Genomic DNA, 15,411 nt, shown 5'->3' on the forward strand with positions numbered 1-15,411 from the left:
CAAGCCAGCTCCCACAGGTACACGCGCACGCCTCGACGATCAGGTCGGCTGTCAGGCCGCCTCGCTTTGCTTGTGATTTTGATCTGAGGCGCCCCGTTAAACCACGCTGGCCGTCATCCGATATTGATTTGGGGGGTAACCCGGCAGGACGCCGGGTTAGCCGCGCTGGGCCATGGATGGCCCATCGCGGCGGCCCCCCAAATCAATGTCGGATGACGGGCACAACGAGCCTGGGCGAGGTGCCGAGTGGTGGGGCAAGAGCCCTTTTGGTTACTTTTGGGGCTCTTTTCCAAAAGTGACCCGCTGTAAGAGCGGAACCAATAGCCGCCGTGACCGCAGCAATGGATATACACACCGACCCAAAACCATCGCAGTTGAGTTACATCTGGAAGCACTCTATATCCAGGATTATTGGCACTTAGTTTTACGCTGAAGGCCTATCAACCCTATGAACCCAAGTCTCTGGAGGCTATGAATGAATACCCGTGGATTGCTTGATCAGTTGCTCAAGTCCGGCCAGGACATGCTGCAAAACAAAGCTGGCGGTCAACGCAAAGGCGATGACAAAGGTGCCTTGGGCGGCCTGCTCGGCGGTGGCGGGCTCGGCAGCCTGCTCGGTGGCGCAGGTGGCGGGGCATTGGCCGCCGGGGCCATGGGCCTGCTATTGGGCAACAAAAAGGCCCGCAACTTTGGCGGTAAAGCCCTCACCTATGGTGGTCTTGCCGCATTAGGCGTGATTGCCTACAAGGCCTACGGCAACTGGCAGGCACAACAGGCCGGCGCGCCCAAAGGCGAACCGCAGACCCTCGACCGCCTGCCGCCGGCCCAGGTCGAACTGCATAGCCAGGCCATCCTCAAGGCCCTGGTGGCCGCCGCCAAGGCCGACGGCCATGTGGACGAGCGCGAGCGTGCGTTGATCGAAGGCGAATTCGTCAAGCTGGACAACGACCAGGAACTGCAACGCTGGCTGCATGCCGAACTCAACAAACCCCTGGATCCCACCGATGTCGCCCGCGCTGCCAGCACCCCGGAAATGGCCGCCGAAATGTACATCGCCAGCGTCATGCTGGTGGACGAGGAGAACTTCATGGAGAAGTCCTACCTCGACGAATTGGCCCGCCAGCTAAAGCTGGAGCCGGGCCTCAAGATCGAACTGGAAAAACAGGTACGCCAAGCCACGCTCTGACCCGCCCCGTACAGAAAACCACCCCGTCACCGTCCAGGTTGCGGGGTGTTTTTATATTTCGTGAGACTTGGCCCACAACCCATTGATAAATGATGGCACGGCCTCAGCTATACTCCTCGGCATTTGATCGGCCTTCGAGGAATTACTGTGAAGAACTGGACCTTGCGCCAACGCATCTTGGCGAGCTTTGCGGTGATTATCGCCATCATGCTGCTGATGGTTGTGGTCTCGTATTCACGGTTGCTGAAGATCGAAGCGAGCGAAAACGTGGTACGCGACGATGCCGTACCGGGGGTGTTTTTCAGCTCGATGATCCGTAGCGCCTGGGTCGACAGCTACCTGCAGACCCAGGAGTTGATCGGGTTGCGCGAGCACCTGGGCATTTCCGACGCGGATAAGCAGGATTACAAGGCGTTCGAGGCGCGGCTGGAGCAGCATATGGCCAGTTACGCCAAGACGATCAATATCGACCAGGATCGTACCGAGTTCGACACCTTTGAAGCCCTGCACCTGAAGTACAACCAAGTACTTGCCCACGTCCTGGAGCTGCATGCGGCCAACAAGGAAGCCGAAGCGGTCAAAATGTTCGACGAGCAATTGACCCCGGCCTGGACCGCAGGGCGCATGAAGCTCAATGACATCATCAACGAGAACAAAACAGTCGCGGACAACGCCACCGCGGCCATTGATGATGCTGTGGCTGCCGCGAAAATCAGTATGGGCGTGTCGCTGCTCCTGGCGATCCTCGCCGCCGGCCTGTGCGGGCTGCTGCTGATGCGCGCGATCATGGCGCCGATGAAGCGCATCGTCGATATCCTCGAAACCATGCGCACCGGCGATCTGAGCAAGCGCCTGAACCTGGACCGCAAGGACGAGTTCGGTGCAGTGGAAACCGGCTTCAATGACATGATGACCGAGCTGACCGCCCTGGTATCCCAGGCCCAGCGTTCGTCGGTGCAGGTCACCACCTCGGTGACCGAGATTGCCGCCACCTCCAAGCAGCAACAGGCCACGGCTACCGAAACGGCCGCTACTACCACCGAAATCGGCGCCACCTCGCGGGAAATTGCTGCCACGTCCAAGGACCTAGTGCGCACCATGACCGAAGTGTCTACCGCCGCCGACCAGGCCTCGGTGGCCGCCGGTTCCGGCCAGCAAGGCCTGGCCCGAATGGAAGAAACCATGCACTCGGTGATGGGTGCCGCCGATCTGGTCAACGCCAAGCTGGCGATCCTCAACGAGAAGGCCGGCAACATCAACCAGGTGGTCGTGACCATCGTCAAGGTGGCCGACCAGACCAACCTGCTGTCCCTCAACGCTGCCATCGAGGCCGAAAAGGCCGGTGAGTACGGTCGCGGCTTTGCCGTGGTCGCCACCGAAGTAAGGCGCCTGGCCGACCAGACCGCCGTGGCCACCTACGATATCGAGCAGATGGTGCGCGAGATCCAATCGGCGGTATCGGCCGGCGTGATGGGCATGGACAAGTTCTCCGAAGAGGTCCGTCGCGGGATGTTCGAGGTGCAGCAGGTCGGCGAGCAACTGTCGCAGATCATCCATCAGGTCCAGGCCCTGGCGCCGCGGGTGCTGATGGTCAACGAGGGCATGCAGGCCCAGGCCACGGGGGCCGAGCAGATCAACCATGCCTTGGTGCAATTGGGCGATGCCAGCAGCCAGACCGTGGAGTCCCTGCGCCAGGCCAGTTTTGCCATTGATGAACTGAGCCAGGTTGCGGTGGGTCTGCGCAGCGGCGTGTCGCGTTTTAAAGTCTGATGAGCGATCCAGCGGCGAAACGCGGCGCGGTGACGGCAGCCAAAAAAGCCTTGTTCCTGGTGTTTCATATCGGCAGCGAGCGCTACGCCCTCAAGGCCACGGAAGTGGCCGAGGTGCTGCCGCGCCTGCCGCTCAAGCCGATCGCCCATGCGCCGGTGTGGGTCGCCGGGATCTTTGCCCATCGCGGCAACATGGTGCCGGTGATCGACCTCAGCGCCCTGACCTTTGGTACATCGGCCCAGGCCCGCACCAGTACGCGTCTGGTATTGGTCAACTATCGGCCAGAAACCTGGCTGGAGCCGCGCTGGCTGGGGCTGATCCTCGAGCAGGCCACTGACACCCTGCGCTGCGACCCGGCGGACTTCCAGCCCTACGGCCTGGACAATCGCCAGGCGCCCTACCTGGGGCCGGTGCGCGAAGACGAGCGGGGGCTGATGCAGTGGATCGGCGTCGCCGACCTGCTGACCCCCGAGGTCTGCGCTTTGCTGTTTGCCCCCGACCTGACCGTTGGGGAGGCGTGATGAGCAATGATCAACGCTTCTTCGACTTCCTCAAGGAGCGCATCGGCCTGGATGTCGCCTCGGTGGGCGAAGCCATCATCGAGCGCGCCGTGCGCCAGCGCAGCCAGGCGTTGCAGGGGCTGAGTGCCGATCAGTACTGGCAACGCCTGCAAACCAGCAGCGAGGAACAACAGGCGCTGATCGAAGCGGTCATCGTTCCCGAAACCTGGTTTTTCCGTTATCCCGAATCCTTTGCCACCCTGGCGCGGCTGGCGGTGACACGGCTCGGCGAAATCAAGCATATGCGCGCCCTGCGCATTCTCAGCTTGCCGTGTTCCACCGGCGAGGAACCCTATTCCATCGCCATGGCCCTGCTCGATGCGGGCCTTTCGCCCCACCAGTTCAAGGTACAAGGCATGGACGTCAGCCCATTGTCGGTGGAGCGGGCACGGCGCGGGGTGTATGGCAAGAACTCCTTCCGTGGCCAGGACCTCGAGTTTCGTGAGCGGCATTTCAGCGCCGAGAGCGACGGCTATCGCGTCGCCGACCGGGTGCGTGAGCAAGTGCGCCTGCAAGTGGGCAACCTGCTGGACCCGCAGTTGCTGGCCAATGAGCCGACTTATGACTTTGTGTTCTGCCGCAACCTGCTGATCTACTTCGACCAGCCGACCCAGAAGCAGGTCTTTGAAGTGCTCAAGGGCCTGACCCATGTCGACGGCGTGCTGTTTATCGGCCCGGCCGAAGGCAGCCTGCTGGGACGCCTGGGCATGCGCTCGATTGGTGTGCCGCAGTCGTTTGCCTTCAGTCGCCACGCCGAAGCCGCGCCGCCTGAGCCGGTCTTTACCCCCATGCCGGCGCCGCTGCCGCAACGCAGCGCAGCGCCGATTGCGAGTAAACCGCGAGCATTCAGTGCATTCGCAGCGCCGGTGGCGCCGATCAAGCCTGCGCCAGTGCATTCGGATGCTGCCGATCTGCTCGGGCAGATCGCAACCCTGGCCAATGAAGGCAAGAGCCTTGAGGCCCGTGCTGCCTGTGAGCTGTACCTGCAAACTCATCCGCCGGCGGCCCAGGTGTTTTACTGGCTGGGCCTGCTCAGCGATGTGGCGGGTAGCGCCCTGGAAGCCCAGGGGTATTATCGAAAAGCCTTGTACCTGGAACCCCAGCATCCGCAGGCCTTGATGCACCTGGCCGCACTGCTGGAATCCCAGGGCGATACGGCGGGGGCGCGGCGCTTGCAAGCCCGTGCTGCCCGTAGCGAGCGAGCCGCTGACAGTGAGCGTAAACGATGAGTAGCTCCGCATCCCCGGACACCGGCCTGAACCTGACGGTCGCCGATACCCAGGCCATTGACGATTGCTGGAACCGCATCGGGATCCACGGCGATAAATCCTGCCCGTTGCTGGCCGAGCATATCCACTGCCGCAATTGTGCGGTGTATTCGGCAGCGGCCACCCGCCTGCTGGATCGCTATGCATTGCAGCAAGAGGACCGTCACCCTGGCGCTGCGACACAGGCGGACGACGAGGTGGCCACCCGGTCCTTGCTGATGTTCCGCCTGGGCGAGGAATGGCTGGGCATCGCCACCCGCTGCCTGGTGGAAGTGGCGCCCCTGCAGCCGATCCATTCCTTGCCCCACCAGCGCTCGCGGGCCTTGCTCGGGGTCGCCAATGTGCGCGGTGCGCTGGTGGCCTGCCTGTCTCTGGTGGAGTTGCTCGGGCTCGACAGCAGCGGCGGCGGTGCCAGTGGCGGGCGGATCATGCCGCGCATGCTGATCATCGCCGCGCAGGATGGCCCGGTAGTGGTGCCGGTGGATGAAGTGGATGGCATCCATGCCATTGATGAGCGCACCCTGAAAGCCGCGTCTGCCTCCGGCACCCAGGCCAGTGCGCGCTACACCCAGGGTGTGTTGCCGTTCAAGGGCCGCAGCCTGCGCTGGCTGGACGAGACGCAACTGCTGTCTGCCGTGACCCGGAGCCTGTCATGACCCCCGACCAGATGCGCGACGCCTCGCTGCTGGAACTGTTCAGCCTGGAAGCCGATGCCCAGACCCAGGTCCTGAGTGCCGGCCTGCTGGCCCTGGAACGCAACCCGACCCAGGCCGACCAACTTGAGGCGTGCATGCGTGCGGCGCATTCGCTCAAAGGCGCGGCGCGGATTGTCGGGGTCGATGCTGGCGTCAGCGTGGCTCACGTGATGGAAGACTGCCTGGTCAGCGCCCAGGAAAGCCGGCTGTTTCTGCAACCCGAACATATCGACGCGTTGTTGCAGGGCACCGACCTGCTGATGCGCATCGCCACACCGGGTAACACCGTGGGCCCGGCCGATATCCAGGCGTATGTGGCGCTGATGGAACGCTTGCTGGACCCGTCGCAACCCATGGCCCAGGTGGTTGCACCGCCGCCCGTGGCTACGCCGCTCGCGCAGCCGCTGCCGTCTCTTGAAGAATCGCTGCTATTGCCCCCGGAGCCGGAGGCCGCGCCGCCGGTCAGCAGTGATGCGCCGCGCCACAACAAACGTATGACCGAAGGCGGCGAGCGGGTGTTGCGGGTCACCGCCGAACGCTTGAACAGCCTGTTGGACCTGTCCAGCAAATCCCTGGTGGAAACCCAGCGGCTCAAGCCTTACCTGTCCAGTCTGCAACGCCTCAAGCGCATCCAAAGCAATAGCGCCCGGGCCCTGGACAACCTGGATGGCCAGCTCAAGACCGTCGACCTGAACCTCGAAGCCCAGGAAGCCCTGGCCGATGCCCGCCGCCTGTTGAGCGAAGCGCAGTTGCTGCTGGCGGAAAAGACCGCCGAACTGGATGAGTTCGGCTGGCAGGCCGGGCAGCGCGCCCAGGTGTTGTATGACACCGCGCTGGCGTGCCGCATGCGCCCGTTTGCCGATGTGCTGGCGGGACAGGCGCGCATGGTGCGCGACCTGGGCCGCAGCCTGGGCAAGCAGGTGCGCCTGGAAATCGAAGGCGAGAAAACTCAGGTTGACCGTGATGTCCTGGAAAAACTCGAAGCGCCGCTGACCCATTTGTTGCGCAATGCCGTCGATCACGGCATTGAGATGCCCGAGCAGCGCCTGCTGGCAGGCAAGCCGGCCGAAGGCCTGATCCGCCTGCGTGCCTCGCACCAGGCTGGCCTGTTGGTACTGGAATTGAGTGATGACGGTAACGGCGTGGACCTTGCGCGCCTGCGCGACAGTATTGTCGAGCGCAATCTGTCGCCACTGGAAACCGCCTTGCGCCTGAGCGAAGAGGAATTGCTGACCTTCCTGTTCCTGCCGGGCTTCAGCCTGCGCGACAAGGTGACCGAAGTCTCCGGGCGCGGTGTCGGCCTGGATGCGGTGCAACACATGGTCCGCCAATTGCGCGGTGCGGTGGTGCTGGAGCAGACGGCAGGGCAGGGCAGCCGCTTCCATCTGGAAGTGCCGCTGACCTTGTCGGTGGTGCGTAGCCTGGTGGTGGAGGTTGGCGAAGAAGCCTACGCCTTCCCCCTGGCCCATATCGAGCGCATGTGCGACCTGGAACCCGACGAAATCGTGCAACTGGAAGGCCGCCAGCATTTCTGGCACGAAGGCCGGCATGTCGGCCTGGTCGCGGCCAGCCAGTTGTTGCAGCGCCCGCCCGGGCAGACCAGCCAGGATACCCTCAAGGTCGTGGTAATCCGCGAGCGCGATGCGGTGTACGGGATTGCCGTAGAGCGTTTTATCGGCGAGCGCACCCTGGTGGTGCTGCCGCTGGACGATCGCCTGGGCAAGGTGCAGGACATTTCTGCCGGTGCGCTGCTGGATGACGGCTCGGTGGTGTTGATCGTCGATGTCGAAGACATGCTGCGCTCGGTGGACAAGCTGCTCAACACCGGCCGCCTGGAACGCATTGCCCGCCGCGCGCAGCAAACCGTCGAGGCCGCGCGCAAGCGCATCCTGGTGGTGGATGACTCGCTTACCGTGCGTGAACTGCAGCGCAAGCTATTACTTAATCGTGGATATGAGGTGGCGGTCGCCGTTGATGGCATGGATGGCTGGAATGCTCTGCGTTCCGAAGACTTCGATCTGCTGATTACTGACATTGATATGCCACGCATGGACGGTATCGAATTGGTCACACTTTTACGCCGTGACACCCGCCTGCAGTCGCTGCCGGTGATGGTGGTGTCCTACAAGGATCGTGAAGAAGACCGGCGGCGCGGCCTGGATGCCGGCGCCGACTATTACCTCGCCAAGGCCAGTTTCCATGATGACGCCCTGCTCGATGCGGTGGTGGAACTGATTGGAGGCGCCCGGGCATGAAGATCGCCATCGTCAATGACATGCCCCTGGCGGTCGAGGCCTTGCGCCGGGCCTTGAGCTTCGAACCGGCCCATCAAGTAGTGTGGGTTGCCACCAATGGCCTGGAAGCGGTGCAGCGCTGTGCCGAGCTGACCCCGGACCTGATCCTGATGGACCTGATCATGCCGGTGATGGACGGCGTCGAGGCCACCCGGCAGATCATGGCCGAGACGCCATGCGCTATCGTTATCGTTACCGTGGATCGCCAGCAGAATGTCAGCCGCGTGTTTGAAGCCATGGGCCATGGTGCCCTGGATGTGGTGGACACCCCGGCATTGGGGGTTGGCGATGCCAAGGAGGCGGCCGCGCCCCTGTTGCGCAAGATCCTTAATATTGGCTGGCTGATCGGCCAGCGCGGCAGCCGGGTGCGGGCCGAACCTGTGCATCCGCGGGGGACGGGCAAGCGCCAGAGCCTGGTCGCGATCGGCTCTTCGGCGGGCGGCCCGGCGGCGCTGGAAGCCCTGCTCAAGGGCTTGCCTCGGGACTTTGCGGCAGCCATTGTGCTGGTGCAGCATGTGGACCAGGTATTCGCCGCCGGCATGGCCGAGTGGCTGAGCAGCGCCTCGGGCCTGCCGGTGCGCCTGGCACGCGAAGGTGAGCCACCGCAAAGCGGCGTGGTATTGCTGGCCGGCACCAATCATCATATCCGGCTGCTGAAAAACGGCACGTTGGCCTACACGGCGGAACCCGTGAACGAGATTTATCGGCCGTCCATCGACGTATTTTTCGAGAGCGTCGCCAGCCATTGGAACGGCGATGCCGTCGGCGTATTACTGACCGGCATGGGACGCGACGGAGCCCAGGGACTCAAATTGATGCGTCAGCAGGGCTATCTGACCATCGCTCAGGATCAGCAGAGCTGTGCGGTTTACGGCATGCCTAAAGCGGCGGCGGCGATTGATGCCGCTGTTGAGATTCGCCCGTTGGACAGAATTGCGCCACGATTGCTGGAGGTATTCGCAAAATGACCGATATAACTCGCTGTCCTGGCCTGCACGTAGTAATTCAGGTGACCGCAAATGAATGATTTACAGCTCGACGACTTCAAGACCGACGAGAACGCCGCCATGGTGTTGCTGGTGGACGACCAGGCGATGATCGGCGAAGCCGTGCGACGCGGTCTGGCCCATGAGGAGAATATCGACTTCCACTTCTGTGCCGACCCCCACCAGGCCATCTCCCAGGCGATCCGCATCAAGCCGACGGTGATTCTCCAGGACCTGGTCATGCCCGGGCTGGACGGCCTGACCCTGGTGCGCGAATACCGCAACCACCCGGCGACGCAGAACATCCCGATCATCGTGCTCTCGACCAAGGAAGACCCGCTGATCAAGAGCGCCGCGTTTGCCGCCGGGGCCAATGATTACCTGGTGAAACTGCCGGACAACATCGAACTGGTGGCGCGTATCCGCTACCACTCGCGCTCCTACATGACCCTGTTGCAGCGGGATGCGGCCTACCGTGCATTGCGGGTCAGCCAGCAACAACTGCTGGACACCAACCTGGTGCTGCAGCGGTTGATGAACTCCGACGGTTTGACCGGGCTGTCCAACCGCCGGCATTTCGACGAATACCTGGAGCTGGAATGGCGACGCGCCATGCGGGACCAGACCCAGTTGTCGTTGTTGATGATCGACGTGGACTTCTTCAAGACCTACAACGACAGCTTTGGCCACCTGGAAGGAGACGAGGCGCTGCGTAAGGTGGCGGCGAGCATCCGTGACGCCAGCAGCCGTCCTTCGGACCTGCCGGCGCGCTACGGGGGCGAGGAGTTTGCCCTGGTGTTGCCGAACACCTCACCCGGCGGTGCGCGGTTGGTGGCGGAGAAACTGCGCCAGGCTGTTGCCGCGTTGAAAATCCCGCATATCGCACCCTCTGAAGGGGCGAGCCTGACCATCAGCATTGGCCTGGCGACCATGACGCCGCTGCTGGGGACTGATTGCCGGCAATTGATCTCGGCGGCGGACAAGGGGTTGTATCTGGCCAAGCATAATGGGCGCAACCAGGTGGGGATCGAATAGCCTGCAGGACACCGCCAACCCAATGTGGGAGCCCGCTCCCACCTTTGATCGTTATCGGCCTGTAGATATCACACAAACCCGGCCTTTTCGGCCAAGCGGACTGCCGTTTCCAGCCTTTTGCCGTTATACTCGCCGGCTTTCAAAAGTTCGCCAACGAGTGCTGCCCGCCATGGAAATCAACCCGATCCTGAACACCATCAAGGACCTGTCCGAGCGCTCCGAAACTATTCGGGGGTATCTTTGACTACGATCAAAAGCATGAGCGTCTGACCGAAGTCAATCGCGAGCTTGAAGATCCGGCTGTCTGGAACAAACCTGAATACGCCCAGGAACTGGGCCGCGAGCGCGCTGCGCTGGCGCAGATCGTCGACACCCTCGACGAGTTGAACACCGGTCTGGGCGATTGCCGCGACCTGCTGGACATGGCCGTCGAAGAAAACGACGAAGGCGCAGTGGGCGATGTCGTCGCCGAGCTGGCCCGTCTCGAGGAAAACCTCGCCAAGCTTGAATTCCGCCGCATGTTCAGCCACGAAATGGACCCGAACAACGCCTACCTGGATATCCAGGCCGGTTCCGGTGGCACCGAAGCCCAGGACTGGGCCAACATCCTGCTGCGCATGTACCTGCGCTGGGCTGACAAACGCGGTTTCGAAGCGACCATCATGGAGCTGTCCGCCGGTGAAGTTGCCGGTATCAAGGGCGCGACCGTGCATATCAAGGGTGAATACGCCTTTGGCTGGCTGCGGACCGAGATCGGCGTACACCGCCTGGTGCGCAAGAGTCCGTTCGACTCCGGCAACCGTCGCCACACTTCGTTCTCCGCCGTTTTCGTCTCCCCAGAGATCGACGACAAGGTGGAAATCGAGATCAACCCGGCCGACCTGCGGATCGACACCTACCGTTCCTCCGGTGCCGGCGGTCAGCACGTAAACACCACTGACTCGGCCGTACGTATCACCCACGTACCGACCAACACCGTGGTCAGCTGCCAGAACGAACGTTCCCAGCACGCCAACAAGGACACCGCCATGAAAATGCTGCGGGCCAAGTTGTACGAGCAGGAAATGCAGAAGCGCAACGCCGCTTCCCAGGCGCTGGAAGACACCAAGTCGGATATCGGCTGGGGTCACCAGATCCGTTCGTATGTGCTTGATGCTTCGCGGATCAAGGATCTGCGCACTAACATCGAACGCAGCGACTGCGACAAGGTACTCGACGGCGATATCGACGAATACCTGGAAGCGAGCCTGAAGTCCGGCCTGTAACACCCTCTGTGGGAGCGGGCTTGCCCGCGATCCCCAGGCCGAAGGCCTGGGGGCAACGAACCTGTGATGGAAAATTTAAAGACATGAGCGACCAACAACTCGACCAGGCCCTGCAACAGGAAGAAAACTCCCTGATCGCCCTGCGCAAGGAAAAGCTTGCTGCCGAGCGCGCCAAGGGCAATGCCTTCCCCAACGACTTCCGCCGCGAAAACTACTGCGATGCCTTGCAGAAGCAGTACGCGGACAAGACCAAGGAAGAGCTGGCTGAAGCGGCGATCCCGGTCAAGGTGGCAGGTCGCATCATGCTCAACCGTGGCTCGTTCATGGTGATCCAGGACATGACCGGGCGCATCCAGGTCTACGTCAACCGCAAGACCCTCCCGGAAGAAACCCTGGCCTCGGTGAAAACCTGGGACATGGGCGACATCATTGCCGCCGAAGGCACCCTGGCCCGTTCCGGCAAGGGCGACCTGTACGTCGAAATGACCAACGTGCGCCTGCTGACCAAGTCGCTGCGCCCGCTGCCGGACAAGCACCACGGCCTGACCGACACCGAGCAGCGCTATCGCCAGCGCTATGTTGACCTGATCGTCAACGAAGAAGTGCGCCAGACCTTCCGCGTGCGTTCGCAAGTAATCGCGCACATCCGCAGCTTCCTGATGGCGCGTGACTTCCTCGAAGTCGAGACGCCGATGCTGCAGACCATCCCGGGCGGCGCCGCAGCCAAGCCGTTCGAAACCCACCACAATGCCCTGGACCTGGAAATGTTCCTGCGTATCGCGCCGGAGCTGTACCTCAAGCGCCTGGTGGTGGGTGGTTTTGAGAAGGTGTTCGAGATCAACCGCAACTTCCGTAACGAAGGTGTCTCGACCCGTCACAACCCGGAATTCACCATGTTGGAGTTCTACCAGGCCTACGCCGACTACGAAGACAACATGGACTTGACCGAAGAACTGTTCCGCGAGCTGGCGCAACTGGTCCTGGGCAGCACCGACGTGCCTTACGGCGACAAGGTGTTCCATTTCGGCGAGCCGTTCGTGCGCCTGTCGGTGTTCGACTCGATCCTCAAGTACAACCCTGAGCTGACCGCTGACGACCTGAACGACATCGACAAGGCTCGCGCCATCGCCAAGAAAGCCGGGGCCAAGGTCCTGGGCTTCGAAGGCCTGGGCAAGCTGCAGGTGATGATTTTCGAAGAGCTGGTGGAGCACAAGCTGGAGCAGCCGCACTTCATCACTCAGTACCCGTTCGAAGTGTCGCCGCTGGCCCGTCGCAACGACGACAACCCGAACGTCACCGACCGTTTCGAGCTGTTTATCGGTGGTCGCGAAATCGCCAACGCCTACTCCGAGCTTAACGACGCGGAAGACCAGGCCGAGCGTTTCATGGCCCAGGTGGCCGACAAGGACGCCGGTGACGACGAAGCCATGCACTACGACGCCGACTTCGTGCGCGCGCTGGAGTACGGCATGCCGCCAACGGCCGGTGAGGGTATCGGTATCGACCGTCTGGTGATGTTGCTCACCAACTCACCGTCGATCCGCGATGTCATCTTGTTCCCGCATATGCGGCCGCAAGCGTAACCGCAGCAAATCATCAAGCCGCCTTTTATAAGGCGGCTTTTTTGTGGGGCCTGAACTAACGTCAAGCAAACGGCGCCAGGCTTCTGTTGATAGGAGAGGACGATCTTTCGTGAAGCGCGTAATGGCTCAAGAAGGCGCCGCTGGCATTGCTGCCGCCGTGGCTGAAAGTGTTCAGTACCAAGGGCGCAAGGCCAGTCGCCAGGGCAGCGAGCAGCGTCGGCAAGACATCCTCGATGCGGCGATGCGCATTGTCGTGCGCGACGGCGTGCGCGCCGTGCGCCATCGGGCGGTGGCGGCGGAGGCGGGTGTGCCGTTGTCGGCGACCACCTACTACTTCAAGGATATCGACGACCTGCTCACCGACACCTTTGCCCAGTACGTGGAGCGCAGTGCGGCGTTCATGGGCAAGTTGTGGGTGCGCAATGAGGGCTTGCTGCGCGAGATGGTGGCTTATGGTGATGGCAGCGCCGAGTCGCGCTCGCAACTGGCCGATGATATTGCGCGGCTGACCGCCGATTACGTCTTGCGCCAACTGCTTAACCGTCGCGAGTACCTGATGGCCGAGCAGGCGTTTCGCCAGGAGGCCTTGTTGAACCCGCGCCTGGCCGACCTGGTGCGCTCCCATCAGCAGATTCTGTTGCAGGGCACTTGCCAGTTTTTCCAGGTATTGGGCTCCCGCGAACCCCAGCAAGATGCCAAAGTGTTGACGGCGATTATCAGTCGGATGGAATATCAGGGCCTGCTGTTCGAGCCCGAGGCCCTGACTGGCGAAGAAATGCTCGAGATTCTCAAGCGTTACATGCACCTGGTACTGGCCTCGGTCTAGTCGTGTGGGAGCCGGGCCACCCAAAACAGCTGTGGAGTGATGGATGAAAACCTGGCGTGTGGTTGTGACCGCAATGGTGATGCTGCTCCTGAGTGGCTGCCTGGTGACCTTCAAGGAGCCCCTGCCGGCCAGTGAGGCCGCACCTGACGCGCTGCTGGGCAAGTGGGCCAGCAGGAACGCCTGGGGCGAACCGCTCGACCTGCAGATCAGCCGCGCTGGACAGCATCGCTACAAGGCGGTGAGCACTTCGCAAACCAAACCGGTCAAGCGCGACGAATATTTGTTCAGCGTGTCCCGCCACGGCAACCGCTGGTACCTGTCGGCGCCGCTGCCGGACAAGCTGGGTGGGCATTTTATCCTCGCCGGCTTTGAATTGAATGAGGCTCGCGAACTGGTGGTCTACAACCTCGACCCCGAGGCAATCAACCAGGCCATCGCGCAGAAAATCCTGATTGGCAGCCACGTGGAAACTGTGGAAGGTGACGGCATATTGATCGACAGCCCCATGAACCAGATCCTGGCTTACCTGGATGATCCGGCCAACGCCGATGTGTTTGTCGAAGCCGTACGCTATAAGCGTGTGGGCAAATAACGTTAAAGAGGGAGCACCGGGTGGACGATTACCAGCAGACGATACGCACCTTGTCCGATCGCATTGTGCTGGCGCAGACACCGATTCGCGTCCTCGACGCCGTGAAGTGGGACGACAACATTCGCAAGGGCTTCCTCCAGGGCAAGGGCAAGCACATGCCGGCCGTGGATCGCGACTATTACCTGAACCGGCCACTGTCGTTCGATTCCAGCAAGGTGAAGCTGGAGTTCCAGAACATCGAGCGCGATATCACCCGCCAACTGGGCCAGTTCAACCCGGTCGGGCAGATCATGCGGCGCATGTGCAAGGAGTACCGCATGGTGGTGCGCATGCTCGAAGCCCGTGGCACCGAGGATTTCGGCCTGATTTCCCAGGAGCTTTACGGCGCCGCCTCCGATGCATTCCATGCCGGCGACCCGACCCTGGCCGACCTGGGCCTGATGCTTTCCGACTACCTGAATAACATCGACGGTCGTGGCGACCTCAAGGACGAAGCCAAGACCCTGACCGCCAAGGACGCTGTGGGCCTGCTGCAAAGCCGCCTGAACAAAGTGTTTGGCGAAGCCGAAGAAACCATTCGCGTGTTTGAATCCGACGGCATCGTTGCCGACGCGGCGGCGGGCGCCGACTACATCAAGATCCGCGCCGATGCGATGTTCAACGAGCGGGATGTGCGGGCCCTGGAAGTGCACGAAGGGCTGGTCCATGTGGGCACCACCCTCAATGGCCAGAACCAGCCGATCTGCACCTTCCTGTCCAAGGGCCCACCGTCGTCGACCGTGACCCAGGAAGGCCTGGCAATCTTGATGGAGATCATCACCTTTGCCTCTTACCCCAGCCGCCTGCGCAAGCTGACCAACCGCACCCGCGCGATCCATATGGTGGAAGAGGGCGCCGATTTCCTGCAGGTGTTCGAATTCTTCCGCGAGCAAGGCTTTGAAATGGCCGAGAGCTACGGCAATGCCAGCCGGGTGTTCCGCGGCTCGACGCCGACGGGGCTGCCGTTTACCAAGGATCTGTCGTACCTCAAGGGCTTTATCATGGTCTACAACTATATCCAGCTGGCCGTGCGCAAGGGCAAGCTGGAGCAGGTGCCGCTGTTGTTCTGCGGCAAGACCACCCTGGAAGACATGCGTACTTTGCGCCAGTTGGTGGACGAAGGCCTGGTGGTGCCGCCCAAATACCTGCCGGATCAGTTCCGTGACATGAACGCGCTGTCGGCATGGATGTGCTTCTCCAACTTCCTCAACCACCTGAGCCTGGACCGGATCGAGGCGGATTACTCCAATATCCTCTGACCAAACCCCGTCAACTGTAGGAGCTGGCTTGCCTGCGATCGCGGTCTGTCAGC

General features: G+C 62.0%; 13 protein-coding genes. All 13 read left to right on the top strand.

Annotation, left to right across the window (positions count from 1 at the left end):
- Positions 1 to 475 precede the first annotated feature (475 nt).
- The 13 genes from HBR94_RS17365 (at position 476) to HBR94_RS17425 (ending at position 15,358) form a co-directional block, all read left to right on the top strand.
- A complete protein-coding gene (locus tag HBR94_RS17365) occupies positions 476 to 1,186 on the top strand; it encodes a tellurite resistance TerB family protein (protein WP_057958665.1) in 711 nt (236 codons plus the stop codon).
- Positions 1,187 to 1,333: 147 nt separating this feature from the next.
- Positions 1,334 to 2,956 (top strand): methyl-accepting chemotaxis protein, encoded by a 1,623-nt coding sequence (locus HBR94_RS17370; RefSeq protein ID WP_169960732.1) that lies wholly within the window; start codon positions 1,334 to 1,336, stop codon positions 2,954 to 2,956.
- On the top strand, positions 2,956 to 3,477 hold the full coding sequence (locus tag HBR94_RS17375) for a chemotaxis protein CheW (protein ID WP_057441807.1): 522 nt from the start codon (positions 2,956 to 2,958) through the stop codon (positions 3,475 to 3,477). The genes HBR94_RS17370 and HBR94_RS17375 overlap by 1 nt, the downstream gene beginning before the upstream one ends.
- Positions 3,477 to 4,745 carry a protein-glutamate O-methyltransferase CheR gene (locus tag HBR94_RS17380; RefSeq protein ID WP_057958667.1) on the top strand — a complete coding sequence of 423 codons (1,269 nt, stop codon included), beginning with the start codon at positions 3,477 to 3,479 and terminating at the stop codon, positions 4,743 to 4,745. Before HBR94_RS17375 ends, HBR94_RS17380 begins: the two co-directional genes overlap by 1 nt.
- Positions 4,742 to 5,440, top strand: a complete 699-nt coding sequence (locus tag HBR94_RS17385; protein WP_057445119.1) for a chemotaxis protein CheW — start codon at positions 4,742 to 4,744, stop codon at positions 5,438 to 5,440. The genes HBR94_RS17380 and HBR94_RS17385 overlap by 4 nt, the downstream gene beginning before the upstream one ends.
- Positions 5,437 to 7,734 carry a hybrid sensor histidine kinase/response regulator gene (locus tag HBR94_RS17390; RefSeq protein ID WP_057441804.1) on the top strand — a complete coding sequence of 766 codons (2,298 nt, stop codon included), beginning with the start codon at positions 5,437 to 5,439 and terminating at the stop codon, positions 7,732 to 7,734. The genes HBR94_RS17385 and HBR94_RS17390 overlap by 4 nt, the downstream gene beginning before the upstream one ends.
- Positions 7,731 to 8,741: a chemotaxis response regulator protein-glutamate methylesterase gene (locus HBR94_RS17395; RefSeq protein ID WP_170045278.1), complete on the top strand. Its 1,011-nt coding sequence runs from the start codon at positions 7,731 to 7,733 to the stop codon at positions 8,739 to 8,741. The genes HBR94_RS17390 and HBR94_RS17395 overlap by 4 nt, the downstream gene beginning before the upstream one ends.
- A gap of 51 nt (positions 8,742 to 8,792) precedes the next feature.
- Positions 8,793 to 9,794: a diguanylate cyclase gene (locus tag HBR94_RS17400; RefSeq protein WP_057441800.1), complete on the top strand. Its 1,002-nt coding sequence runs from the start codon at positions 8,793 to 8,795 to the stop codon at positions 9,792 to 9,794.
- A gap of 169 nt (positions 9,795 to 9,963) precedes the next feature.
- Positions 9,964 to 11,059, top strand: a protein-coding gene (gene prfB, locus HBR94_RS17405) for a peptide chain release factor 2 (protein ID WP_115127508.1) whose coding sequence is annotated in 2 segments (ribosomal slippage) — positions 9,964 to 10,035 and positions 10,037 to 11,059 — 1,095 coding nt in all. Because the reading frame shifts where the segments join, the coding sequence is not laid out codon by codon here.
- 83 nt (positions 11,060 to 11,142) lie between these two features.
- Positions 11,143 to 12,642 carry a lysine--tRNA ligase gene (gene lysS / locus HBR94_RS17410; protein WP_057441798.1) on the top strand — a complete coding sequence of 500 codons (1,500 nt, stop codon included), beginning with the start codon at positions 11,143 to 11,145 and terminating at the stop codon, positions 12,640 to 12,642.
- Positions 12,643 to 12,751: 109 nt separating this feature from the next.
- A complete protein-coding gene (locus tag HBR94_RS17415; RefSeq protein WP_081044192.1) occupies positions 12,752 to 13,468 on the top strand; it encodes a TetR family transcriptional regulator in 717 nt (238 codons plus the stop codon).
- Between the two features lie 43 nt (positions 13,469 to 13,511).
- Complete coding sequence (locus HBR94_RS17420) at positions 13,512 to 14,060, top strand: hypothetical protein (RefSeq protein WP_170045279.1); 549 nt, start codon at positions 13,512 to 13,514, stop codon at positions 14,058 to 14,060.
- A gap of 20 nt (positions 14,061 to 14,080) precedes the next feature.
- A complete protein-coding gene (locus HBR94_RS17425; RefSeq protein WP_057441794.1) occupies positions 14,081 to 15,358 on the top strand; it encodes a flavohemoglobin expression-modulating QEGLA motif protein in 1,278 nt (425 codons plus the stop codon).
- Positions 15,359 to 15,411: the final 53 nt, after the last annotated feature.

This window comes from Pseudomonas sp. WS 5412 (assembly GCF_012985615.1).
GTDB classification, from domain to species: domain Bacteria; phylum Pseudomonadota; class Gammaproteobacteria; order Pseudomonadales; family Pseudomonadaceae; genus Aquipseudomonas; species Aquipseudomonas shahriarae.